This is a genomic window from Streptomyces sp. NPDC057474 (assembly GCF_042802555.1).
Classification (GTDB): Bacteria; Actinomycetota; Actinomycetes; order Streptomycetales; family Streptomycetaceae; genus Streptomyces.
Window position 1 is genome coordinate 1 of record NZ_JBHVDX010000117.1, and the last position, 23,821, is coordinate 23,821.

Annotated in this window: 15 protein-coding genes and 1 pseudogene; 6 read left to right on the plus strand and 10 right to left on the minus strand. The window is 70.1% G+C overall.

Annotation, left to right across the window (positions count from 1 at the left end; genetic code table 11):
* Positions 1–38: 38 nt before the first annotated feature.
* Together ACFU53_RS28110 and ACFU53_RS28115 are read right to left on the minus strand one after the other, a co-directional pair.
* Positions 39–2,723, minus strand: a complete 2,685-nt coding sequence (locus ACFU53_RS28110; protein ID WP_383998113.1) for a cellulose binding domain-containing protein — start codon at positions 2,721–2,723, stop codon at positions 39–41.
* A gap of 141 nt (positions 2,724–2,864) precedes the next feature.
* On the minus strand, positions 2,865–5,780 hold the full coding sequence (locus ACFU53_RS28115) for a glycoside hydrolase family 48 protein (protein WP_383998115.1): 2,916 nt from the start codon (positions 5,778–5,780) through the stop codon (positions 2,865–2,867).
* A 379-nt stretch (positions 5,781–6,159) separates the two neighbouring features.
* On the opposite strand from ACFU53_RS28115, the gene ACFU53_RS28120 reads away from it, so the two are divergent.
* From ACFU53_RS28120 to ACFU53_RS28135, 4 genes and pseudogenes are all read left to right on the plus strand, one after another.
* Positions 6,160–7,872, plus strand: a complete 1,713-nt coding sequence (locus tag ACFU53_RS28120; RefSeq protein ID WP_383998118.1) for a glycoside hydrolase family 6 protein — start codon at positions 6,160–6,162, stop codon at positions 7,870–7,872.
* Positions 7,873–8,052: 180 nt separating this feature from the next.
* Positions 8,053–8,647: pseudogene (locus ACFU53_RS28125) on the plus strand (dihydrofolate reductase family protein).
* 95 nt (positions 8,648–8,742) lie between these two features.
* Complete coding sequence (locus tag ACFU53_RS28130; protein ID WP_383998121.1) at positions 8,743–9,693, plus strand: class I SAM-dependent methyltransferase; 951 nt, start codon at positions 8,743–8,745, stop codon at positions 9,691–9,693.
* Positions 9,694–9,804: 111 nt separating this feature from the next.
* The gene (locus tag ACFU53_RS28135; RefSeq protein ID WP_383998124.1) at positions 9,805–10,506 is read left to right on the plus strand and encodes an SDR family oxidoreductase; all 702 of its coding nucleotides are present in this window, start codon (positions 9,805–9,807) and stop codon (positions 10,504–10,506) included.
* A 145-nt stretch (positions 10,507–10,651) separates the two neighbouring features.
* Here the strand turns inward: ACFU53_RS28135 and ACFU53_RS28140 are convergent, their stop codons facing one another.
* A complete protein-coding gene (locus ACFU53_RS28140; protein WP_383998127.1) occupies positions 10,652–11,488 on the minus strand; it encodes an aldo/keto reductase in 837 nt (278 codons plus the stop codon).
* A gap of 231 nt (positions 11,489–11,719) precedes the next feature.
* Here ACFU53_RS28140 and ACFU53_RS28145 point away from each other — a divergent pair, with 231 nt between their 5' ends.
* Positions 11,720–12,505: a Tat pathway signal sequence domain protein gene (locus ACFU53_RS28145; protein ID WP_383998130.1), complete on the plus strand. Its 786-nt coding sequence runs from the start codon at positions 11,720–11,722 to the stop codon at positions 12,503–12,505.
* Between the two features lie 43 nt (positions 12,506–12,548).
* On the opposite strand, the gene ACFU53_RS28150 is transcribed toward ACFU53_RS28145, so the two are convergent.
* Both ACFU53_RS28150 and ACFU53_RS28155 read right to left on the minus strand, forming a co-directional pair.
* A complete protein-coding gene (locus tag ACFU53_RS28150; protein WP_383998133.1) occupies positions 12,549–14,375 on the minus strand; it encodes an AMP-dependent synthetase/ligase in 1,827 nt (608 codons plus the stop codon).
* 310 nt (positions 14,376–14,685) lie between these two features.
* A complete protein-coding gene (locus ACFU53_RS28155) occupies positions 14,686–15,561 on the minus strand; it encodes a LysR substrate-binding domain-containing protein (protein WP_383998136.1) in 876 nt (291 codons plus the stop codon).
* Positions 15,562–15,703: 142 nt separating this feature from the next.
* Here ACFU53_RS28155 and ACFU53_RS28160 point away from each other — a divergent pair, with 142 nt between their 5' ends.
* Positions 15,704–16,744: a bile acid:sodium symporter family protein gene (locus ACFU53_RS28160; protein ID WP_383998139.1), complete on the plus strand. Its 1,041-nt coding sequence runs from the start codon at positions 15,704–15,706 to the stop codon at positions 16,742–16,744.
* Here ACFU53_RS28160 and ACFU53_RS28165 read toward each other — a convergent pair.
* The 5 genes from ACFU53_RS28165 to ACFU53_RS28185 form a co-directional block, all read right to left on the minus strand.
* Positions 16,683–17,918 carry a hypothetical protein gene (locus tag ACFU53_RS28165; protein WP_383998142.1) on the minus strand — a complete coding sequence of 412 codons (1,236 nt, stop codon included), beginning with the start codon at positions 17,916–17,918 and terminating at the stop codon, positions 16,683–16,685. The two genes, ACFU53_RS28160 and ACFU53_RS28165, sit on opposite strands and share 62 nt — an antisense overlap.
* A 10-nt stretch (positions 17,919–17,928) precedes the next feature.
* On the minus strand, positions 17,929–19,824 hold the full coding sequence (locus ACFU53_RS28170) for an exo-alpha-sialidase (RefSeq protein ID WP_383998144.1): 1,896 nt from the start codon (positions 19,822–19,824) through the stop codon (positions 17,929–17,931).
* 428 nt (positions 19,825–20,252) lie between these two features.
* Entirely contained in the window at positions 20,253–21,122 is an 870-nt protein-coding gene (gene fdhD / locus ACFU53_RS28175; protein WP_383998147.1) for a formate dehydrogenase accessory sulfurtransferase FdhD, read from the minus strand.
* Between the two features lie 7 nt (positions 21,123–21,129).
* Positions 21,130–21,990 (minus strand): 2Fe-2S iron-sulfur cluster-binding protein, encoded by an 861-nt coding sequence (locus ACFU53_RS28180; RefSeq protein WP_383998150.1) that lies wholly within the window; start codon positions 21,988–21,990, stop codon positions 21,130–21,132.
* On the minus strand, positions 21,987–23,819 hold the full coding sequence (locus ACFU53_RS28185; protein WP_383998153.1) for an NADH-ubiquinone oxidoreductase-F iron-sulfur binding region domain-containing protein: 1,833 nt from the start codon (positions 23,817–23,819) through the stop codon (positions 21,987–21,989). Before ACFU53_RS28185 ends, ACFU53_RS28180 begins: the two co-directional genes overlap by 4 nt.
* Between the last annotated feature and the right edge of the window lie 2 nt (positions 23,820–23,821).

The following is a 23,821-nucleotide window of genomic DNA, read 5'->3' on the forward strand; positions in this document are numbered from 1 at the left end:
ACCCAGGCGCGCGCCCTCTCCTGGTCCTGCCCGGGTTGTCAGGTCACCGTGCAGGACTGGTCACCGATTTTGAAGGCGGTCGGTCTTCCGTTCGTCCCCGACCAGCTTCCGGTGAAGCCGAAGCTCACCGACGAACCCGCCGCCACATTGCCGTTCCAGCTGATGTTCCTGGCCGTGACCGCCGATCCCGACTGTGTGTGGTCGGCGTTCCAGAGTTGGGAGATGCTCTGGCCGTTCGGGAAGGTCCAGCCGAGGGACCAGCCGGTCCACGCGCCCGTGCCCGTGTTGGACAGCCGCACGTCCGCCTGGAAGCCGCCCGACCACTCGTTGGTGACCTTGTACGCCACCGCGCAGGCCCCCGCCGGCTCGGGCTCGGGTTCCGGATCCGTACCGCCGCCCCCGCCGCCCGTGTCGGAGGAGTCGCCGTAGATGACCCCGCGCCCGTTCGTCGCGACGTAGACCCGCCCGTACACCCTCGGGTCACCCGTGATCGCCGCACCCGTCCAACCCCACTGGTGGGCGTCGTCGTTGATCCGGGTCCAGGTGGCGCCCTTGTCGGTCGAGCGGAAGATGCCGCGTACGCCGCCGATCCTGGCGCTGGCGTAGAGCGTCTGGTACGAAGCTCCCGTCGCCGCCTTGCCGAAACCGATCGTGTCGGCCTGCTCGACGCCTGACAGCCTGCTCCAGGTGGCGCCGCCGTCCGTCGAGTGCCACAGACCGTAGGAACCGTCGGTCGCACCGCCCGCCAGCCACACATCGCCCTTCACACCGGGCAGCGCCTTGAAGCGCACGCTGTCACCGCTCGGGAGACCGGTCGCGTTCGACGCGGTGAAGGTCGCACCGCCGTCCGTACTGACGTAGAACTTCCCGGACTTGAAGCCGTAGAAGATTCTCGGGTCCACCCGGTCCGACTCCACGATCGCGTCGGCCGGGATACCGCTGGACGCCGACCACGAGTTGCCGAAGCCCGTCGTGTACTGCACGCCCGTGCCCGCCGGGCTCCACACGAACCGGCTGCCGTCCGAGGCCGCCGCGACCGTACCGCCGCCGCTCACGCCCGACGGGTCGGTGCCCGCGAACCAGTTGGCGCCGTTGTCCGTGGAGAAGGCGATGTGCGGTCCCGAGTCGAGATTGCCGACCCGGACGACCGTGTTCGGGTTGGACTCGGCGTAGTCCAGGCTGGTCGTCGTCGTGAAGTTCGGCTGCGTGAACATCATCGACGGGACCTTCGTCAGATCCGTGTGCCGGAAGCCGCCGATGTCACCGAGCGCGCTGAGCAGCGGGGCGCCGGACGGGGGAGAGGCCAGGTCGTTGACGGCCGTCTCCTCCAGGCCCTGCACCATCGGTTTGATGGCGAACTGGCCGCCGCTGTCCCAGTTCCCCAGGTTCTCCGTGCCGTAGATCGTCGCACCCGTCCCGTACATCATCCGCTGGGAGTTGAACGGGTCGATCTCCAACGCCTCGGTCATCCAGCCGAGTTTGGGGGTCTGCTCCGGCGGCGACGGGTTCGCTCCCCAGGTCAGCCAGGGTGAGGACGAGACATCCATGGTGTAGCGGTTCGAACGGTTCGGATACGACGAATAGTCCCACGCCTTCGTCCAGGTCGCGCCGCTGTCGGTCGAGCGGAAGATCTGGGTGTCGGGCCACCAGGAGCTGTACGCCGTCGCCATGACCGTGCCCGGATCCTGCCGGTCGACCGTCAGACCGCTGAAGCCGTAGTACGTGTCGGCCTCCGCCACCGGGCTGATGTTCGTCCAGGCGCCCGTCGCGGTCGCGTACCGCCACAGCTGGCCCTTGCCTCCGTCGTACGGCCCGCCCTTGTCGCTGTACGACAGATACAGATAGCCGTTCGTCGCGTCGAGGACGCCCTTGTGGGCCAGGTAACCGGTCGGCTGCCCGGCCACCCGTGACCAGGTCGCGCCCGCGTCGGTGGAGCGATAGACGGCGTTGTCCTTGTCGGCGACACCGACGTAGATGGTCCTGGTCGCGTTCCCGGACGTACCGGTGGTCTCGTCGAAGGTGACCCACACGATGCCCTGGTTGTCGCTGGAGTACCCGCTCGTGTCCGACGGATCGGCCACATAGTTGCCGACGTTCGGGAAGTTCGTCACCTGCGACCAGGTGGCCCCCGAGTCCGTGGACCGCCACAGCCCCTTGCCGCTCGGTGCGCCCAGATACAGCACGCTGTTCCGGTTCGGGTCCACGGCGAGGCGCTCGCCCATGCCCCGCCCCGGCATGTTCCCGCCCAGCTTGAACGGCAGGTTGGCCTTCTGCCAGCTGGCCCCCCGGTCGGACGACCGCAGGATCGCCCCGTTCCCCGGGTCCCAGCTGTTCGTGTACGTACCGGCCGCCACGTACACCTTGTTCGGATCGACCGAGTCGGAGGCCAGGCTCACGACACCCGTGTGCCCCCAGTTGTCCCAGCCGACCGAGTCGAGCATCGGCGTCCACGTCTTCGACGCCTCCACCCAGCGATAGGCCCCGCCGATGTCCGTACGGGCGTACGCGAGGTTCCGCTCCTTGCGATTGAAGACGATGCCGGGGACGAAACCGCCGCCGTCGATACGGGCGTTCTTCCAGGTGTAGGTGTCAGCGGCGATGGACACCGACCTGTCGGTCTTCTCTGCCTTCGCGGCTTTCTCGGCGCCGAGCGCGGGTGGGGATCCCGCGAGAAGGCCGGCCGCGAGGGCCAGGACGGTGGTGAGGATGCGGGTTCTTCGCACGGTGGGGGCCTCTCCTTCAAAATGGGGGAAAGGTGCGAAGCGATACGTGCACAGCCCCCGCGCCCCGTCTTTCAGGGGCGCGGGGAACTGCGCGACCAGCCACGGACGACCCGCAGCCGACACACGACCTACGACCCGGAGCTACTCCAACAACTCCGCGTACGAGCCCATGGCCAACGCGATGTCCGCCTGAGCCCAGAACCGGTGATACGTGAACGAAGGAGCGGCCCCACCGGCGAGATACGCCTCGATCTTCGACCAAGCCGGATCGTCCTCGTAGAACGACCGGATCGAATCGAAGGTCGATGACGAGTTGATCGCGTCGCCATTCGGCATCGTCCCGGTCCACCCACTCGGCACATACACCCGGTCGTCGAACCGGTTGTAGTCGGCCCGAGTCTCCGGAACGGCGATCCCGAGCCCGTCCTGGTGGTGGTCCCACATGCCGTCGAGCAGCGCCTTGGCGACCCGGGCCGCGTCGGCGTCACCGGAGCGGTCGGCGTAGTACGTCAGCGTCTTGGCGTACGCGGCCGCCACGCCCACGTCGTCGGTGTAGTCGGCGACGGTGACGTGAAGTCCCGAATTCGCACCGGGACTTGACGCGCTCCACGTGTCGGGCGCACCCGACCACTGAAGGGTCGACGGAATCCGGTACGTGCCGTCCGGATTGATCGTCGTTTTGGAGAGCGCCCAGTCGACCCACTTGTCGAGGACCGTCTTGGCGCCCGCGTTGCCCGTCTGCTGGTAGTACTCGGCGACGCGTTCCATGGACCACGCCTGGAAGCCGAACCACTGGTTGGACGGCGGGTCGTGGTAGACCGGCTTCTCGTCGTAGAACATGCCGTAGAAGGTCGGCGTCCCGGCCGGGGGAGTGGCGTACCGCCCCGCCCAGCTGTTGGTGGCGCCGCCCGCGATGCCGCCCTCGTTGGACTGCAGCCAGCGGTAGAACTCGATCTGCCGGTCGAGGGACTTGGCCCAGTCCGCCTGACCGGTCGTCGACTTGGGCTTCAGCGGGGCGTAGTTGGCGAGCGCGTGAGCGGCCAGCGGGTTCTGGTAGCCGCCGTGCGTGTGGCTGGAGCCGATGCGCCAGGCCCAGCCCGCCGCGGTGTCGGTGGCGCCGCCCCACGCGTAGTACCAGGACATCAGGTAGTGGGAGGCGTCCTTGCCGGTGCCGGCCGGGCAGGACGTGGCGCCCACACAGTTCCCGATCTTCTTGAAGTACTTGTCGTACATCGCGTAGCGCAGATAGTCGCCCATCTTCGCGGCCTTGCCGATGGTCGCGGAGACGTCGGAGCCCTTGCCCTGCTCCTTGGCCCAGATGTCGGCCCAGTACGCGGCCTGCACGGCACGCGCGTCGGCGTCGGGGGCGTTGGTGAACTTCCACTGCTTCGCGTACGAGGCGTCACCGGTGAACAGGTCCAGGTACCCGTTCGTGCCGCCGTACTTGAACTGGTCGCAGGTGGGCTGCGGGACGGTCTCCCACACGGATTCCTGCGGCCCGCGCTGGAAGGTGTTGATGTACGACGGGCCGGTGTCCGCCGGGCCCGCCTCGCACTTGCCGGGCGAGTTGCCGTAGCCGTAGACGTTGTCGACGTCCTGCAGCCAGTGCATGCCGTAGACGTCGTCCGTGCCGTACGCGCTCTTCAGCTCGGCGGCGATGGGGTCCGGGCCGACCGAGACACCGGTGTTGAGCTGCGCCGGGTACTCGCCCGGGGTGTCGTGTTCGGGGGCGTACGTCGCCGGCTTGCTCGCCGTGTAGAAGGAGTTGGTCGGCTGGTCGGCGTGGGTCGGGATCATGAACTTCTCCATGATGTCCCAGGCCCCGTTGAACCTGGACCAGTCGCCCGTCACCTTGCCGTACATGGCCTGGAGCCACAGAAGGTAGCTGTACGCCTCCGAGGTGGTCTCATGGCCGTGGTCCGGCGCCTCGACGATCAGCGTCTCCACCGAGTGGTACGGGATGCCCTCGGGGGAGAAGTAGCCGTTCGCCGGGTTGGTGATCTTGCCGTACAGCTCCAGGAAGCGGGCGTCGTACTCGCCCGACGCCGCCAGCTGCGTCACGGTCACCGCGGCCTTGGCGTGCCCCGTGGCCGTCGAATCGAAGACCGCCGAACCGGTGCCGGAGGCGTTGGCGCCGATGGTCACCTTCTGCGCGGTGTTCCAGTTCGACGACGTGAAGGTCAGCGACGCGCCGCCTGTCACGGAGAGCCCGGTGTTGCCGGACGCCCGCGCGGTCGTCACCGTCACATTGCCGGACGGCTGCGTCGAAAGTTTCACGTCGTAGGTGCCCGACTCGCCCTGCCGCACACCCAGTTGGGTCGGCGAGACCACCACGGTGGGACCCGAGGCGACCGTGATGCCGACCGGTGTGGAGTCGGCCGACGCGCCCAGGCTGTCGTACGCCTTGGCCACCAGCGAATGACTGCCCACGGTCAAGCCGCTGGCCGAGAACGTGTACGGCGAGGTCGTGTCCGTGCCCAGCAGCGTGGTGTCGTCGTAGAACTCGACCTTCGTGATCGTCGCGTTGTCCGCCGCGGCGGCGGTGGCCGCCATCGGCACCGCGGTGCCCTGCGAGTACACCGCGCCCGGCGCCGGGCTGGTCAGCACCGTGATCGGCGGCTGGTGCGCGCCCACACAAGTCGTGCCGTTGATCGCGAAGTTGGTCGGCGCGGCGTTCGTGCCGCTGTACGTGAACTGGGCGCCGGTGGTCACCGCGGCCCCGACGGCGATCGTGCCGTTCCAGGACGCGTTGCGTGCCGTCACCGCCTTGCCGGACTGCGACCAGGTGCCGCTCCAGCCGTTGGTGAGCGTCTGGTTGCCCGCGTAGTCGTACGTCAGGGTCCAGCCGCTGATGGCCTCCGTGCCACGGTTGGTGATCGTCAGCTCGGCGGTGAAGCCCGAGCCCCAGTCATTGGTCTTGTAGTCGACGTTGCAGGCAACTGCCGCCGCACTGGCGGGAGTTGAACCCGTGCTGAGCATTGTCAAGGGGAGGACGAGGGCCGCCACCACGGCGGTCCACAGGCGCCGCGAGGCACGGCGTCTCCTTCTGGGGTGCATGCTCTGGTTCCTTCCGTGCGGCTCTTGCGAAGGTGGGGGCGGAGCAGCAACAACAAGCCTTGAACCAGTGGGAGCGCTCCCATATTGAGGAGAGGGGCGCAAGGGGTCAAGCCGTTTGAAGAGTCGAAATGATTCGATCAGGGAGAAAAGATTCGTCGAGCGCAATAACGCAACACCTCTGTTTTTTACCGTCACTTGGCGCTACCTTCACCAGCACCAGTGGGAGCGGTTCCATCAGTCGACGCGTTTGTCCCAGGCGCGTCCGAGCTGCGAGGGACGCTCAGAGAACACCCCCCAGCGTTCAGGTCTTTTACTCGCCTCGGCGACAGCGCGACGACTCCTCCTCGTACACCCCACTACGGAAGAGGAACCCGCACTCATGAGCCGTACCAGAACAGCACTCCTGGCTGCGATGGCGCTGGTCGCCGGCGCCGCCGGGACCGCCATGGCCGCCGTGCCGGACGACGTCGGCGCCGAGGCGATCCCCTGCACGGTCGACTACAAGGTGCAGAACCAGTGGTCCACCGGCTTCACCACCGCCGTGACGATCACCAACAACAGCGCCGCGAAGAGCTCGTGGGCCGTGAAGTGGTCGTACGCGGGCAACCAGCAGGTCACCAACGGCTGGAACTCCCGGATCACGCAGAGCGGCACGTCGGTGACCGCCGCCAACGAGACGTACAACGGGACGCTGGCGACCGGCGGTTCGGTCAGTTTCGGCTTCAACGCCAGCTACAGCGGCACCAACGCCCTCCCGACGACCTTCACGCTCGACGGCGTGACCTGCAACGTCGACGACGGCGGTGGTGGCCCCACCGACCCGGGCCCGGGCACACCGGGCACGAAGGTGGACAACCCGTACTCCGGCGCCAAGGTGTACGTGAACCCGGAGTGGTCCGCGAAGGCCGCCGCCGAGCCGGGCGGCAGTCGGATCTCCAACCAGCCCACGGGTGTCTGGCTGGACCGGATCGCCGCCATCGAGGGCGTGGGCAGCGGCATGGGCCTGCGCGACCACCTCGACGAGGCGCTGCGGCAGAAGGGTTCGGGCGAGCTGGCCATCCAGCTGGTGATCTACAACCTGCCCGGCCGTGACTGCGCGGCCCTCGCCTCCAACGGCGAGCTGGGCCCGACGGAGATCGGCCGCTACAGGACCGAGTACATCGACCCGATCGCGGCCATCCTCGCCGACTCGAAGTACGCCGGCCTGCGGATCGTCACGACCGTCGAGATCGACTCGCTGCCGAACCTCGTCACCAACACCGGCAGCCGCCCGACGGCCACCCCCCAGTGCGATGTCATGAAGGCCAACGGCAACTACGTCAAGGGCGTCGGCTACGCGCTCAACAAGCTCGGTGACGTGGGGAACGTCTACAACTACGTCGACGCCGGCCACCACGGCTGGATCGGCTGGGACGACAACTTCGGCGCCTCCGCCACCGTCTTCAAGGAGGCGGCGACCGCCGAGGGGGCCACGGTCAACGACGTCCACGGCTTCATCACCAACACGGCGAACTACAGCGCCCTGAAGGAGAACAACTTCACCATCAACTCGGCGGTGAACGGCACCTCCGTCCGTGAGTCGAAGTGGGTCGACTGGAACCGCTACGTCGACGAGCTGTCCTTCGCCCAGGCCTTCCGCAACCAGTTGGTCTCGGTCGGCTTCAACTCGAACATCGGCATGCTGATCGACACCTCCAGGAACGGCTGGGGCGGCAGCGCCCGGCCCACCGGTCCCGGCGCCACGACCAGTGTGGACACGTACGTCAACGGCGGCCGCTACGACCGCCGTATCCACATCGGCAACTGGTGCAACCAGTCCGGAGCCGGCCTCGGTGAGCGTCCGAAGGCCTCTCCCGAGGCCGGGATCGACGCCTATGTGTGGATGAAGCCGCCGGGTGAGTCCGACGGGTCCAGCTCCGCCATCCCGAACGACGAGGGCAAGGGCTTCGACCGCATGTGCGACCCGACGTACACGGGCAACCCGCGCAACGGCAACAACATGTCCGGCGCCCTGGCGAACTCGCCGCTCTCCGGGCACTGGTTCTCCGCCCAGTTCCAGCAGCTGATGCAGAACGCGTACCCCGCGCTCTGAGCCCGCTCGGGTGAACCGGTCCGCCAGGGGTCAGTCACGCTTCCCCCACCCCCTGGCGGACCGGTGGCCTGTCTGTATGAGCACGTCACGATGGCGGAGGTGGGCCGGTGCGATGAGTTCCGGGCGGCGCGGCGGTCCTCATCGCCGTAAGCCCGTGAGAGGACGAGGAGAGAGAACCCCATGCGCATCGTGATCTGCGAGTTCATGAGTCTGGACGGTGTCGTGCAGGCGCCCGGCGGTCCCGACGAGGACACCGAGGGCGGGTTCGCCCATGGCGGCTGGACGCACCCGTTCTTCGACCCGGAGGTCGTGGGCGGTGCCTGGGACGCCGCGCTGGAGAAGGCCGACGCGCTGCTGTACGGACGCCGTACCTGGAAGGCGATGGCCGGGGCATGGCCCGGCCGGGCGGGCGACCCGTTGCCGACCGGATGAACTCCATCCGCAAGTACGTCGTGTCCACCACGCTCACGACTCCGAGCCGGCCTGGCAGAACACCACGCGCATCCCGGGCGAGGAGGCCGTCGCCCGCATCCGCGAGCTGCGCGAGACCGGCGGCGGCGACCTGCTCGTCATGGGCAGCCCGACCCTCGCCCGCACCCTCCTCCACGAGGGCCTCGCCGACCAGCTCGTCCTGATCGTCATGCCGGTCGTCCTCGGCGGCGGAAAGACGATCTTCCCCGGCGACGGCGCCAAGCACACCCTGGAGCTGATCTCCACGACCACCAGCGGCACGGGCGTGAACGTGTGCGTCCACCGGGTGGCGGAGAAGGACTGAATCGGCACGGCGGATTTGCCGATACGGCAAGAGAAGTGGTCGTTCTCCAGGGCGTCGGAGCAAGCTGACGGCACCCGGAAGAGAGGCTCACCGTCATGGGACAGCACCACCACGGCCAGGGTCGGCACGAGCAGGGCCAGGGCCAGGGCCAGGGCCAGGGCCAGGGCCACGACCCCCACCACAGCAACAGCCACCGCCATCACAACCGCACCGACCTCGACTGGGCCGAACTGGCCGAGCACCTGGAGGGGCAGGCGGAGCTGTTCGCGCCGCTGAACCGGCAGGCTGTCGCCTGGGTGGCCGCGCGGCAGCCCGAACCGGGGCTGGTCGTCGACGTCGGCAGCGGCCCGGGGGTCGTGAGCTGTCTGCTGGCCGACGAGTTCCCCGGCGCCCGGGTCGTCGCCCTGGACGGCTCCGGGCCCCTGCTGGAGCGGGCCCGCGCCCGCGCCGAACGCCTCGGCGTCGCGGATCGGTTCGACACGCTGGAGTCCGAACTGCCGGACGGTCTCGGCGACTTGGAGTACCCCGCCGACCTGCTGTGGGCCAGTCGCAGCCTGCACCACCTCGGCGACCAGCGCGCCGCCCTCGCTGCCTTCGCCGAACGCCTCGCCCCCGGTGGCACGTTGGCGCTCGTCGAGGGCGGGCTGCCCAGCCGGTTCCTGCCGCGTGACATCGGCATCGGCCGCCCAGGACTGCAGTCCCGGATCGACGCGGCCGAGGACCAGTGGTTCAGCGAGATGCGGGCCGTGCTGCCCGGCAGCGTCCCGGAGACCGAGGACTGGCCGGGGCTGCTCACCGCCGCCGGCCTGCGCGACGCCACGTCCCGCACCTTCCTGCTGGACCTTCCGGCCCCCGTCCCGGAAGCCGCCCGCGCCTACGCAGTGGCCTCGTTCCAGCGCGGCCGGGGAATCCTCGCGGACCTCCTCGACGTCTCCGACCTCGCGACCGTCGACCGGCTCCTCGATCCCGACGACAGGGCGAGCCTGTATCACCGCACGGACCTGTTCGTCCTCGCGGCCCACACGGTTCATCTGGCTCGGCGATGACTTCGGGGTGGGCCTCGGCCGACAGCGGCACTTGACTTCGAGAGCGCTTCAAGTGATGGACTCCGCCCGTCGGCCGGATTCCAGCCGGTCGACCAGAGTCAGGGGGTAGTCATGTCCGAAGCTCCGGTCGCGCTCATCACCGGCGGCGGCACCGGTATCGGAGCCGCCGTCGCCCGGCGGTTGCTCGACCACGGCCATCGGGTGGCCGTCACCGGGCGCAGGGCCGAGCGGTTGCGTGCGTTCGCCGCCGAACTCGGCGATCCGGAGGGGCTGTTGACCATTCCGGGCAACGCGGCCGAGTACGCGGACGTACAGGCGGCGGTGGACGCCACGCTGAAGGAGTTCGGGCGGATCGACACCGTCCTCGCCAACGCCGGGTTCGGCACCCATGACACCGTCGCCGAGGGCGACCCCGCCGGGTGGACGGAGATGGTGCTGACCAACGTGCTGGGCCCGGCCCTGCTCATCCGGGCCGCCATCGACGCCCTCAAGGAGACCCGCGGGCGGATCATGCTGGTCGGCAGCGTCGCCGGTTTCATCCATGGACCCGGCAACATCTACGGGGCGACGAAGTGGGCGGTCACCGGGCTCGCCGAGAACACGCGGCGGCAGGTCACCGAGTGGGGCGTGGGGGTGACCCTGATCGCGCCCGGCCGTGTGGAGACCCCGTTCTGGGACAACTACGGCAGCCTGCCGCCCGGCCATCTCCTCACCGCCGACCAGATCGCCGACTCCGTGGTCTGGGCGATCCGGCAGCCGGCCGGGGTCGACATCAACACGGTGGTCGTACGGCCGATCGGTCAGCCGGTCTGAGATCACGGCCGTGGGGTGCGGAGCCCACGGACTCGCCGGGGACCCGGGCCACGGCCGCCCCGAACGCACGAGACCGCCCGTCGGAAGTCATCCGACGGGCGGTCTCCGCGCTCTCGGCGCGCAGGCGTCGGCCGTGGGCCCGCCCTCAGGCCTGGTTGAACGTCGCCGGGTCCGGGCCGATGCGCCGGTCCTCGTTCAGCGCGCTGATCGCGGCGATGTCCTCGGTGTCCAGGGAGAAGTCGAAGACCTCGATGTTCTCCTTGATCCGGGACGGGGTCACGGACTTGGGGATGACCACGTTGCCCAGCTGGATGTGCCAGCGCAGGACGACCTGGGCCGGGGTGCGGCCGTGCTTCTGCGCGATCGCGATGACCGCCGGGACCTCCAGGAGCCCCTTGCCCTGGCCGAGCGGCGACCAGGCCTCGGTGGCGATGCCCTGCTCCGCGTGGTACTCGCGGGCCGCGAGCTGCTGGAGGTGCGGGTGCAGCTCGATCTGGTTGACCGCCGGGATGACGTTCGTGGCCTCGATCAGCGTCTCCACGTGCTCCGGAAGGAAGTTGGAGACACCGATGGCCTTCGCGCGGCCGTCGGCGTAGAGCTTCTCGAACGCCTTGAACGTGTCGACGAACGTGCCCCGGGCCGGCAGCGGCCAGTGGATCAGATACAGGTCCACGTATTCCAGGCCGAGCTTGTCCAGGGACTCGTCGAAGGCGCGGAGGGTGGCGTCGTAACCCTGGTCGCTGTTCCAGAGCTTGGTGGTGACGAAGAGGTCCTCGCGGGCCACGCCGGCCGCGGCGATGGCCTTGCCGGTGCCCTCTTCGTTGCCGTAGATCGCGGCCGTGTCGATGCTGCGGTAGCCGGCCTCCAGAGCGGTGGTGACCGCCTGCTCGGCCTCGTCGTCCGGCACCTGCCACACGCCGAAGCCCAGCTGGGGCATCTCGACGCCGTTGTTCAGGATGATCGGGGGGACCTTGCTGCTCACGAGCTCTCGATCCTTAAGTCGTCGGGTGGTACTTCCCATCGTCAACGATCACGGCGCGCGATGCATTCCTGAGCGGACCGCTCGCGCCCCCAATCGCAGATTGGCCGGAAATGGATCCGGCGATTCAAGAGTATCGGTCTGGACCATTGACCGGACACGGTCACGCATGGAGTCTGTCCCTGCCGTAACGCACGTTGGTGAATTATGGTCACATACGTGAATGGATGGCTCATGACCCCCACGCGAAGGAACCTCCTCGGCGCCGCGCTCGGCGGCGCCGCCGCCGCAGCCGCCGTCGGGCTGCCGGCCCCCGCCGCGCACGCCGCCTCCTGGCAGTTGAAGTGGTCTCCCTCGGCCGGCGCCGACGGACTCCGTGCCTTCGAGACCCTCGAGGACGACCGCGCCGACTCGCACACCTCCGCCTCGCCGCACATCTACGCCACCGGCGACACCTGGCGGTTCGACATGCACACCGTCGACCGGGACACCTCCACCGACCGCCAGCGTCACGAGGTCACCGGCCTGCGCACGAGCAGTGGCTTCCTCCGCTGGACCGAGGGACAGACCTGGCGGGTCACCTACGGGATGTACATACCGACTTCGCTGAAGGCGACCACGAGCTTCACGCACATCATGCAGATGAAGCAGCCCGGCGCGGGCACCTCGCCCCTCGTCGTGCAGTCCCTGCGCCGGGTGAACGGCGCGCAGACCATCGAACTGAAGCTGCCGATCGACGACATCCTCATCGGCCGCACCGATCTGGCGCCCCTGCACAACTCCTGGGTCGACGTCGACTTCCAGGTCAAGGTCGGCAACGGCTCGGCCGGTTCGGTGCGCTGGATCCTCAAGAAGGGCTCGACCACCCTCATCGACGTCTCCCGCACCGGCGTCGACACCTTCCTCGCCGACCGGCTGCGCCCCAAGTGGGGCATTTACCGCTCGCTCGGCGACACCTCGGGCTCGCTGCAGAACTGCCACATGCTGCTGCGGAACATGCGGGGCTATCAACTCGTCTGACCTCGAAGGGGAGTCCGGCCTGCCTGGGCGGTCTCACGCCCGGTCACGCCCGGTAGAGCGCCTCCACCTCGGTCGCGTACGTCTTCTCGATCGCCTTCCGCTTCAGCTTCAGCGAAGGCGTCAACAGACCGTGCTCCTCGGTGAACTGGTGCGCGAGGATCCGGAACGTACGGATCGACTCGGCCTGCGAGACCAAGGTGTTGGCGGCGACCACCGCCCGCCGCACCTCGGTCTCCAGCTCCGGGTCGCGCACCAGCTCGGCCGCCGACAGCTTCGGCTTGCCGTGCATCTGGAGCCAGTGTTCGACCGCCTCCCCGTCCAGGGTGACCAGAGCGGCGATGTACGGGCGGTCGTTGCCGACGACGATGCACTGGGCGACCAGCGGATGGTCGCGCACCCGCTCCTCCAGGATCGCGGGGGAGACGCTCTTGCCGCCCGAGGTCACCAGGATCTCCTTCTTGCGCCCGGTGATGGTGAGATAGCCGTCCTCGTCGAGGGAGCCCAGGTCACCGGTGGCGAGCCAGCCGTCGTGCAGGGTCTCGTCGGTGGCCTTCGGGTTGTTCAGGTAGCCCTGGAAGACATTGGGGCCGCGCAGCCAGATCTCGCCGTCGTCCGCGATGTGCACGGTCATGCCCGGGATGGCCTGGCCGACCGTGCCGTACCGGGTGCGCTCCGGCGGGTTGGCGGTCGCGGCCGCCGTACACTCCGTCAGGCCGTACCCCTCGAAGATGTGGACGCCCGCGCCCGCGAAGAACAGCCCGAGCCGCCGGTCCATCGCCGAGCCGCCGGACATCGCGTACTTGATACGGCCGCCCATCGCCTCCCGGATCTTGCCGTAGACGACCTTGTCGAAGAACTGGTGCTGCATCCGCAGGCCCGCCGACGGGCCGGGCCCGATGCCCCAGGCCCTCGCCTCCATCGCGTCCGCGTACTTCACGGCGATCTCGACGGCCTTCTCGAACGGGCCGGACCTGCCCTCGCGCTCGGCCTTGCGCCGGCTCGCGTTGAAGACCTTCTCGAAGATGTACGGCACCGCGAGGAAGAAGGTCGGCTTGAAGGCGGCGAGGTCGGGCAGCAGGACGGCCGCGTTGAGCTGCGGCTGATGACCGAACTTGACCTTCCCGCGGATGCCCGCGACCTGCACCATCCGCCCGAAGACGTGCGCGAGCGGCAGGAACAGCAGCGTCGCCGCCTCGTCGCCCTTGCGGGACGTGAACAGCGGCGCCCAGCGCTCGATGACCGTGTCCGCCTCGACCATGAAGTTGGCGTGCGAGATGACACAGCCCTTGGGGCGGCCCGTGGTGCCGGACGTGTAGATGATCGTCGCGATCGACTCGGGCGTCACCGCGAGCCGGTGCCGGTGCACCACCTCGTCGTCGAGGTGCGCCCCCGACTCGTACAGCTCCTGCACCGCGCCCACGTCCAGCTGCCAGAGCCGGCGCAGCTGGGGCAGCCGGTCGATGACCGTGGCGATGGTCATCGCGTGGTCCTCGTGTTCGACCATGGCAGCCGTGCACTGGGAGTCGTACAGCATCCAGAAGACCTGCTCGGCGGAGGAGGTCGGGTAGACGGGGACGACCTGGGCGCCGACGGTCCACAGCGCGTAGTCGAAGAGGGTCCACTCGTAGCGCGTACGGCACATGATGGCGACCCGGTCGCCGAACCGGATGCCCTGCGCCAGCAGCCCCTTCGCCAGCGCGAGCACCTCGTCGCGGAACTCGGCGGAGGTCACGTCGCGCCACTCGCCCTGCTCGTCCTTACGGCCGAGCGCGGTGTAGGTCGGGTCCTCCTGGGCGTACTCGAAGACGACGTCGGCCAGGCCGCCCACCGGCGGCGCCGACGCCAACGGGGGGTTGGTGAACTCGCGCAAACCCGCTCCTCGTGGCGCTCCGCACAGCGCGTGAAAGCTACCTCACCGCGAGAACGGACGGGAGGGTTGTGGAGGGGCGCATTGGGAGGGACGGCACGGGTCGCCACCGAAAAATAGACGCAGATGGGGAGGTCTCCGGCGTAATTCCTGACGCCGGAGTAAGTTCCGGGAGAGCAATCTCCACTGAACCCGCACGCTCCGGTTACGGTGCGCGTCCGCATGGACACGGTCTGGCCTGGGGAAACGCGAACACCGCTCACGTCTGGCGCGCCGGTGGCGCCGGGTGCCGACGCGAGGGCGGCGCCTCCCGTCACACCCCTCGCGCGCGGCCGTGGAGCCGGTCGCCGCCGGAGAGGATGGCCGCCGCGAGGGCGTCCGCCGCGCTCGACGCGGCTCCCGGGCGCCGGCCGTGGGCGAGGACGAAGTCGACCTCGCCGAGTTCGGGCAGTCCGGCCCGCTCCTGGACGCGGACCAGGCCAGGAGGTACCAGGCGGCGGGAATGCGCCATCACGCCGAGGCCCGCGCGGGCGGCGGCGATGAGTCCGTTGAGACTGCCGCTGGTGCAGGCGATGCGCCAGGAGCGGCCCTCGCGCTCCAGTGCCTCCAGGGCCAGGGCGCGCGTGATGCCCGGCGGCGGATAGACGATCAGCGGGACCGGGCGGTCGGGGTCGAGGCGGAGCCGTTCCGCGCCGATCCATACGAGCTTGTCCGTCCAGACGGATTCGCCGCGCGGGTCCTCCGGGCGGCGTTTCGCCAGCACCAGATCGAGCTTGCCCGCCGTGAGCTGCTCGTGCAGCGTGCCCGACAGTTCGACGGTCAGCTCCAGATCCACCTCGGGATGGTCGTGCCGGAAGGCCTCCAGGATCTCCGGGAGCCGGGTGAGCACGAAGTCCTCGGACGCGCCGAAGCGCAGCCGACCGCGCAGCCGGGTCCCGGTGAAGAACGCCGTCGCCTGCTCGTGCACCTCCAGGAGCCGCCGGGCGAAGCCGAGCATCGCCTCGCCGTCCTCCGTCAGCTCCACGGAGTGCGTGTCCCGTGAGAACAGCTGCCGCCCGGCCGCGTCCTCCAGACGGCGCACGTGCTGGCTGACCGTGGACTGGCGCAGCCCCAGCCGCCGGGCGGCCTGCGTGAAGCTCAGCGTCTGGGCCACGGCGAGGAAGGTACGCAAGTGGGAGGGGTCGTACACGAGCGCCACCCTACTCGCTTATCGGTAAACGCGATGACAGTCAGAGCGGTATGACGGATTCCCGATCAAGGGTCCGAGGAGGACGATGGGCAGGGGCTTTCCGGCCCCTCGACGCACTCTCATCGAAAGCACGTGGAGCACCGTGAAACGCCTGCAGTGGCCGAGTTGGATGCCGATCGACCCGTACATCCTGCTGTTGCTCGGGACCGTGGGTGTCGCGGCGCTCCTCCCGGCGCGGGGTACGGCCGCCGAGGTCGCGTCGGGCGCGTCCACGGCCGCCATCGCCTTCCTCTTCTTCCTCTACGGCGCCCGGCTCTCCACCCGAGAGGCGCTCGACGGGCTCAAGCACTGGCGGCTCCACCTCACGGTCCTGGCCTGCACGTTCGTCGTCTTCCCGCTGCTGGGCCTGGCGGCCCGAGGCCTCGAGCCGGTGTTTCTGAGCCATTCCCTCTACACCGGTCTGCTCTTCCTCACCCTCGTCCCTTCGACCATCCAGTCGTCGATCGCCTTCACCTCGATGGCCCGGGGCAACGTGCCCGCCGCGATCTGCGCGGGCTCCTTCTCCTCCCTCGCGGGCATCGTGATCACCCCGCTGCTCGCGGCGGCCCTGCTCGGCGGCAGCGCCGGCGGGTTCTCCGCCGACTCGCTGCTGAAGATCGTGCTCCAGCTGCTGGTGCCGTTCCTCGCCGGGCAGCTGGCCCGCCGCTGGATCGGCGGTTTCATCACCCGGCACAAGCAGATCCTCGGCCTCGTCGACCGGGGCTCGATCCTCCTCGTCGTCTATGTCGCGTTCAGCGAGGGCATGGTGCGCGGGATCTGGAGCCAGGTCAGCCCGCTGCGGCTCGCCGGGCTCCTCGTCGTCGAGGCCGTCCTGCTCGCGGTGATGCTGCTGCTCACCTGGTACGGCGCCAAGGTCCTGCGCTTCGACCGGGCGGACCGGATCGCCATCCAGTTCGCCGGCTCCAAGAAGTCCCTCGCCTCCGGACTGCCCATGGCGAGCGTCCTCTTCGGCCCCGAGGCCTCCCTCGCGGTCCTGCCGCTGATGCTGTTCCACCAGATGCAGCTCATGGTCTGCGCGGTCATCGCCAAACGCCGCGCCAAGGACCCGGTCGAACCGGCGGTCACGGAGCAGCGAGACGAAGCGATACGAACCGCGGTCGGTACAGGGACACGTTCCGCGTGATGTTCAGCTGCGCCGCCGCGGCGTCGGCGTCCAGCCAGTTGACGTCGTAGCTGAGCACCAGCCGCCCGTCGTCGACCGCCCGGTGCGCCTGCGGGTTGTACGCCGCGACCCCGCCGCCCGGCAGCGGCGGACTGAAACCCTTGGTGGGCCCGTGCCAGGGCCCGGTGGGGGAGCAGGCCCAGTAGGCGGTCACGGTCGTCAGCCCCTCGGTGCCGGCCGCCATGGTGAACAGCACATACGTACGCCCGTCCCGTACGACGGTGAAGGCGCTGCCCACCCCCTTGTCCTCCCCGTTCCCGAGCACCGCCGCCGGCCGCCCCCGCACCGCCCACCGCGAGCCGTCCCAGTACTCCCACGCCCCCGGCTCCCCGAGCCTGCCGCGCGGCACCCGGGCGACGTACGCGTGGGAGGACGGCCGGGAGGCGGCCTGGGCGTCGGTGCCGCCGAAGACGTACGTCCAGTCGCCCGCGTCGACGGCCGTCGTGCCGAACAGCACCCGCCGGGCCGGATCGGCGACCGACCCCTGGTCCAGCACCGTCGTGATCCCCTCCAGCCGCAGATCGGGCAGCGACAGCGTGGCGACCTCGGTCGCGGTGGGCACCCCGTAGATCCACGGCGACTGCCCCGCCGTGCGGGTCCACAGCAGTACCCGCACGACCTTCTCGTCCGAGCCGGGGGCGCGGGGCTCGACCCGGGCGGCCACCGGCCAGCGCCACCGCTGCGGGGCCGGGTCCGGGAAGACCGGGGCCGGGAGCGTGGATTCGAGCCGGCCCGAGGGGGACATCACCACGGCCGAGTTGCGCACCAGGGGTGACGCGACGTCCCGCCACGCCACGGACTCGCCGGCCGGGTTGGGCGGTGGGTGCACCTGGCCCAGATAGGTGTCCGAGAACAGCCACAGCACCCGCCCGTCCGGGAGCCGCACCGAGTGGGTGCCGTCGCCGCCCGTCCAGTCGTCGGTGCGGGCCGCGTCGTCGCCGTACCGGGTGAACTCGCCGGTGAGGGTGGCGTCGGTGTCCCAGTCCCGGACCGTACGGGGCGTGCAGGTGCCACCGCCCTCCCGGTCGTCGTCCGGGAGGGCGGTGAGCAGCACGGCCGCGAGGGCCAGGGCCAGTGCCAGGATCAGGACCGGTCCGGCCCCCGTCCGCTGTCGTGCTCCTGCGTCGTCGGGCACGGAAGGGACGTTAGTTGCCTCCGCCCACCCGGTCCATGGGCAGCCACAGGATCGTGCCCCGCGTATCGGCGTCCTGCGTCCCGAGCCCGGCGATTTCCGCGTCGCTCAACGCCCGGTCATGAACGCGTACTTCGTCGATCGCCCCGGTGAAGTGCACCCGGCCGTCGACCCGTTGCCCGACGTGCACCCCGAACGGCGAGTTCCGGCTGACCGATCCGGGGAGGTCGGCGGTGCCGAACGGGGTGCCGTCCACGAAGAGGGTGAGCTGCCCGCCACCCCGCCGCAGCACGAGCTGGTGCCACTCCCCGTCGTTGTACGCGCCCGTGGTCCGCACGGACGTCGTCCTGGGCGGCGAGGCTCCGTCCCGCACGGTGATCAGCCCGGTCAGCCGCCCGGCCGCCGGCTCCCCGCGCAGCCACACCTGCGGCTGCGTCGTGCCGACCCCGCCCATCCACAGCATCGGCTGCTCCCCGCTGGTGGCCGAGTAGCGGAACCAGAGCGAGGCGGTGAAGTCCTTGGTGCCGAGCGGGAGTCGGGACCGGTACGGCAGTCGTACGGCGTCGTCGGTGCCGTCGAACTCGATCGCGCCGCCGAACATCCCGTCCGTCGCCCGGGCCCCACCGAGCACGGCCGCAGGCCTGCCGCCGGGCGCCTTGTCGGGCGTCGTCGGGTCCGGGCCCCGGCGTGGCTGCAGCCAGTCCTCCGTGAACCGGGCGAAACGGATCTCGTCCCGGGCGTCGACCGTGCCGCCCTCGTACAACAGTCCGACGACATCGTTGCCACCCTCGCCGCCGTCGATCCGGACCAGGTCCGAGTAGCCGGACCAGTCCGTGGTGACGACCGTGCCCCGGTCCGCGCTCTCCCAGGTGCGTCCGCCGTCGTACGAGGAGCGCACCGCCATGGTCCGGCGGCGGTCGGGGTCGGCGGGGGCGGCCAGCAGCATCCGGTTGCCGAGGCGCAGTACGGAACCCTGGACCTGGGGCGTGTACAGGTCCGGGAGCGCCCGGAAGCGTTCGGCGAACGTGGTGCCGCCGTCCCGGCTGACCGTCTGGCTGCGATGGCCGAGGTCGGTGCCGTCCTGCTCGCGCCCGCTGACGAACACCGTGCCGTCCACGCGCTCGGCGAGCGTCAGCTCCGAGGGCTTCTGGCGGAACGTGCCGTCGTCCGCGACCGGCCACGAGTCCGTCGCGCCGACCTTCCAGTTCTCCCCGCCGTCGTCGCTGGTCACGAGCGCCGCGTGGTTGGCGGTGACCCGGCCGCCGGCCCAGGTCTCGGCGTTGACCCCGAGGACGAGCCGTCCGGCGTGCCGGCCCCGGGTGAGCTGGATGCCGTGGACGGGGCCGGTGGCGTACCAGGAGTTCCAGCCGGGCGGGCGGATCTGGTCGCTGAGGCTGCGCGGCTCGGACCAGGTCAGCCCGTCGTCGTCGCTGTACTGGAGGTGCGGGGCCCGGTCACAGGGGACGTCGCAGCTCGCACTGTCCAGTCGGCCCGTGTTGTACGTCTCCGCCAGCACGATCCGGCCGGTCCTGCGGTCGACGACCGGCGCGGGGTTCCCGTGGGTGTCGCCCCCGCCCTCGTTGACCACCTGCAGCGGGCCCCAGGTGCGGCCGCCGTCCGTGGACCGCTTGACCACGAGGTCTATGTCGGCCGCGTCCCCGCAGTTCAGCACGCGGCCTTCGGCGAAGGCGAGCAGGGTTCCCTCGGTGGTCCGGACGATCGCCGGAATCCTGAAGCAGGCGTAGCCGGGGTCCTGCGAGGCCCTGAAGAGGACCTGCTGCTCGAACTCGGCCGCGGCGGGCCGCCGTTCGGTGTCGGCTCCGGCGGGGTGGGGGAGGGTGAGGAGGGCGGTGGTGGTGACTACCGCGGTGAGGGTGGATCTGAGACGTGCGTGAAGACTCGACGGCACGGTGCGGCCAGCCCTTCATCCGTCTAGGCGATGGGACATAGGACGTCCTATGTCCAACGTGCGGCCACAGACGGTACTTGGGCTCTCAGGGGGCCCACAAGAACCGTGCGCCGCTCGTGACCGGGCGTGTCGTACGACGAGGTGACGATCAGTCAGGCTGTCGTGGGCGAGCGCGGGGGGATTCGGGTTCGTCGGCGGGTGGTGGGTGGTTGCTCGCGCAGTTCCCCGCGCCCCTGAAAGACTCCGGGCGCCCCCATGCCTTTAAGGGGCGCGGGGAACTCCGCCTGTGCGATCAGCCCCCACCCACCCGCACCCAGCAACGCAGCAGTGGACCAACGACGCGTCCCCGGCGGTCGAACGGCGGAGCCCCTGGCGCAGGGGGCGCTCCCCGCCGATGGGGCCCCGCCGCCGTGGACGCGGGGAGCCGGTCAGCCCTGGTCGACCGCGGTCGCGGCTCGCAGGGCCACGCGGTGCTCACCCGCGTACACGTTCATGGAGGCCCCCCGCAGGAAGCCCACCAGGGTCAGCCCGGTCTCCGCCGCCAGGTCGACCGCGAGCGACGACGGCGCCGACACCGCCGCCAGCACCGGAATCCCCGCCATCACCGCCTTCTGCGCCAGCTCGAACGAGGCCCGCCCCGACACCAGCAGAACCGCCCGCGACAACGGCAGCTCCCCGTTCTGCAGGGCCCGCCCCACCAGCTTGTCCACCGCGTTGTGCCGCCCCACGTCCTCCCGTACGTCGAGCAGCTCGCCGCCCTCACTGAACAGGGCCGCCGCGTGCAGACCCCCGGTCCGGTCGAAGACCCGCTGGGCCGCGCGGAGCCGGTCGGGGAGGCTCGCGAGGAGCTCGGGGTCGAGCCGGACCGGGGGAGCGTCACCGCCGTGTGTGTCGTCGATGGCCCAGCGGGCGGTCGTACGGACGGCGTCCAGCGACGCCTTGCCGCAGAGCCCGCAGGACGAGGTCGTGTACACATTCCGTTCGAGTGTGATGTCGGGGATGACGACCCCCGGAGCGGTCCTCACGTCCACCACGTTGTAGGTGTTCGAGCCGTCCGCCGTCGCGCCCGCGCAGTAGACGATGTTCTGCAGGTCCGACTGCTCGGCGAGCACCCCCTCGCTGACCAGGAACCCCGCCGCCAGCGCGAAGTCGTCGCCGGGGGTGCGCATGGTGATCGCGAGGGGCTTGCCGTTCAGCCGGATCTCCAGCGGTTCCTCGGCGACGAGCGTGTCCGGGCGGGTGGAGACCACGCCGTCCCGGATGCGGATCACCTTGCGTCGTTCCGTGACTCGTCCCATGTCTGTCTCAGTCCCGGTTCTGTACGTGCTGGTAGCCGAAGCGGCCCTTGATGCAGAGGTTGCCGTGGGTCACCGGGTTGTCGTGCGGCGAGGTGACCTTCACGATCTCATTGTCCTGCACATGGAGTGTGAGGTTGCAGCCCACTCCGCAGTACGCGCACACCGTGGTCGTCTCCGTCTGTGCCGACTCGTCCCAGGTGCCGGCCGCCCGCATGTCGAACTCCGACTTGAACGACAGCGCGCCCGTGGGGCACACCTCGATGCAGTTTCCGCAGTACACACAGGCGGAGTCGGTCAGCGGTGCGTCGTGCTCCACGGCGATCCGCGCGTCGAAGCCGCGCCCGGCGACCGAGATCGCGAACGTGTTCTGCCACTGGTTCCCGCAGGCGTCCACGCACTTGTAACACAGGATGCACTTGTCGTAGTCCCGCACATACAGCTCGTTGTCGACCTTGGGCTCCTCGTTCAGCCGGGCCGCGCCGGGGCCGAAGCGGTCCGGTTTCGCCTCGTACTCCTTGATCCACCCGGCGACCTGCGGGGTCGTCGACAGGTCGACCGACGAGGCGAGGAGTTCGAGGACGATCTTGCGGCTGTGCCGGGCGCGCTCGGTGTCGGTCCGCACCTCCATGCCGGGCTCGGCCCTGCGGGAGCAGGCCGGGACGAGGGTCCTGGCCCCCTCGACCTCGACGACACAGACCCGGCAGGCGTTCTTCGGGACGAGCGTGTCGCCCTGGCAGAGGGTGGGGACGTCCTTGCCGGCGGCCCGGCAGGCGTCCAGGATCGTCGAGCCCTCGGGAGCGCGCACCGGCTCCCCGTCGATGGTGAACTCCAGGAGGCGACGCGGCACTCCCAGCGGGATCACGGTCATTCGTAGGCCCCCAGACGGTCGATGGCGGATTCCACGGCGTTCCACGCGGTCTGCCCGAGACCGCAGATCGAGGCGTCCCGCATCGCGCGGCCGACCTCCCTGAGCAGGGCGATGTCACCGGCCGCCGCCGCACCGGTCCGCTCGACGATCCGGTGCAACGCCTCCTCCTGCCGTACGGTTCCGACCCGGCACGGCACACACTGACCGCAGGACTCGTCCCGGAAGAACTCCGCGATCCGCAGCAGCAGCCGGGGCAGCGGGACCGTGTCGTCGAAGGCCATCACGACCCCCGAGCCGAGCGTCGTGCCCGCCTCCCGCGTCCCCTCGAAGGTGAGCGGGATGTCCAGCTCGTCGGGCCGTACGAAGCCGCCGGCCGCGCCGCCGAGGAGGACGGCCCGCAGCCGGTCCCGTACCCCGGCGAGCGCCAGGAGGTCGCCGAGCGTCGCCCCGAAGGGCAGCTCGTAGATGCCGGGCCGGTCCACGCTGCCCGACACGCAGAACAGCTTGGGCCCGGTGGAGCGCCCGGTGCCGATCGCCGCGTAGGCCGGGGCGCCCATGGTCAGGATCGGCAGGACGTTCACCAGCGTCTCGACGTTGTTCTCCACGGTCGGCTTGCCGAACAGGCCCTTCTCCACCGGGAACGGGGGCTTCGAGCGGGGCTCGCCCCGGTAGCCCTCGATGGAGTTGAAGAGGGCCGTCTCCTCGCCGCAGATGTAGGCGCCCGCGCCCCGGCGGATCTCGATGTCGAAGGCGTAGCCCTGGCCGAGGACGTCGTCGCCGAGCAGGCCCCGGGCGCGCGCCTGGGCGATGGCGTGCTCCAGCCGGTGCAGGGCCCGTGGATACTCGCCCCGCAGGTACAGGTACCCCTGGTGCGCGCCGGTGGCGTACGCGGCGATGGTCATCGCCTCGACCAGGGCGAACGGGTCGCCCTCCATGATCACGCGGTCCTTGAAGGTGCCCGGCTCGGATTCGTCCGCGTTGCAGACGAGGTGGTGCGGATGGTCGGGCTGCTCCGCCGTGGCCTGCCATTTCCGGCCGGTGGGAAAGGCGGCGCCGCCCCGCCCGACCAGGCCCGAGTCGGCGACCTCCCGGATGACCCCGGCGGGGCCGAGTTCGAACGCCCGCCGCAGGGCCGTGTAGCCGCCGTACGCGCGGTAGTCGTCGAGGGAGGTGGGATCGACGACGCCGATGCGGGAGAGGAGGGTGAGCCCCGGTTCGCCCGCCTGTGGGACCGCCATGACGGCCGGGGGCTCCTCGTCCGCCGAGTCGGGCGCGCTCGCCGCGAGCACGGCCGCCTCCACGGTCGCCGGCGCCGACACAGCCGTACGCACCGGGTCACCGGCCTTGATCGCGAGGGCGGCCGGCGCCCGCTCGCACAGCCCCAGACACGGGCTCCGCGCCATGCTCACCCCACTCCCGAGCCCTAGGCGGGACTCGATCCCCGCGCACAGGTCGGTCGCCCCGGCCGCCGCGCACGCCAGGTCCGTACACACGTGCAGGACGGTCGCGGGGCGCGGCTTGACCGAGAACAACGCGTAGAACGTGGCCACGCCGTACGCCTCCGCCGGCGGCACGGTCAGCCGCCGGCACAGATAGTCCAGTGCACCCTCGCTGATCCAGCCGATCCGGTCGTTGATCGCGTGCAGCCCCGGCAACAGCAGGTCACGGCGCTCCCGGGCCTGCCGGCCGCCCCGCGCCCACCGCAGATCGACGGCCCTCATCTCATCGCGGGCCGCGCCCTCCCAGGAGGATTCCGGCGGCCCGAGCAACGCGTCGACCGCCGCCTTCTCCTCGTCCGTGGGCTTGCTGTCACCGAAGTGCAGGTCCACTT

Coding starts and splice junctions, on each gene's coding strand:
- ACFU53_RS28115 (WP_383998115.1), bottom strand. CDS start 5,780: ATGCACCCCAGAAGGAGACGCCGTGCCTCGCGGCGCCTGTGGACCGCC.
- ACFU53_RS28120 (WP_383998118.1), top strand. CDS start 6,160: ATGAGCCGTACCAGAACAGCACTCCTGGCTGCGATGGCGCTGGTCGCC.
- ACFU53_RS28135 (WP_383998124.1), top strand. CDS start 9,805: ATGTCCGAAGCTCCGGTCGCGCTCATCACCGGCGGCGGCACCGGTATC.
- ACFU53_RS28145 (WP_383998130.1), top strand. CDS start 11,720: ATGACCCCCACGCGAAGGAACCTCCTCGGCGCCGCGCTCGGCGGCGCC.
- ACFU53_RS28130 (WP_383998121.1), top strand. CDS start 8,743: ATGGGACAGCACCACCACGGCCAGGGTCGGCACGAGCAGGGCCAGGGC.
- ACFU53_RS28180 (WP_383998150.1), bottom strand. CDS start 21,990: ATGACCGTGATCCCGCTGGGAGTGCCGCGTCGCCTCCTGGAGTTCACC.
- fdhD (WP_383998147.1), bottom strand. CDS start 21,122: ATGGGACGAGTCACGGAACGACGCAAGGTGATCCGCATCCGGGACGGC.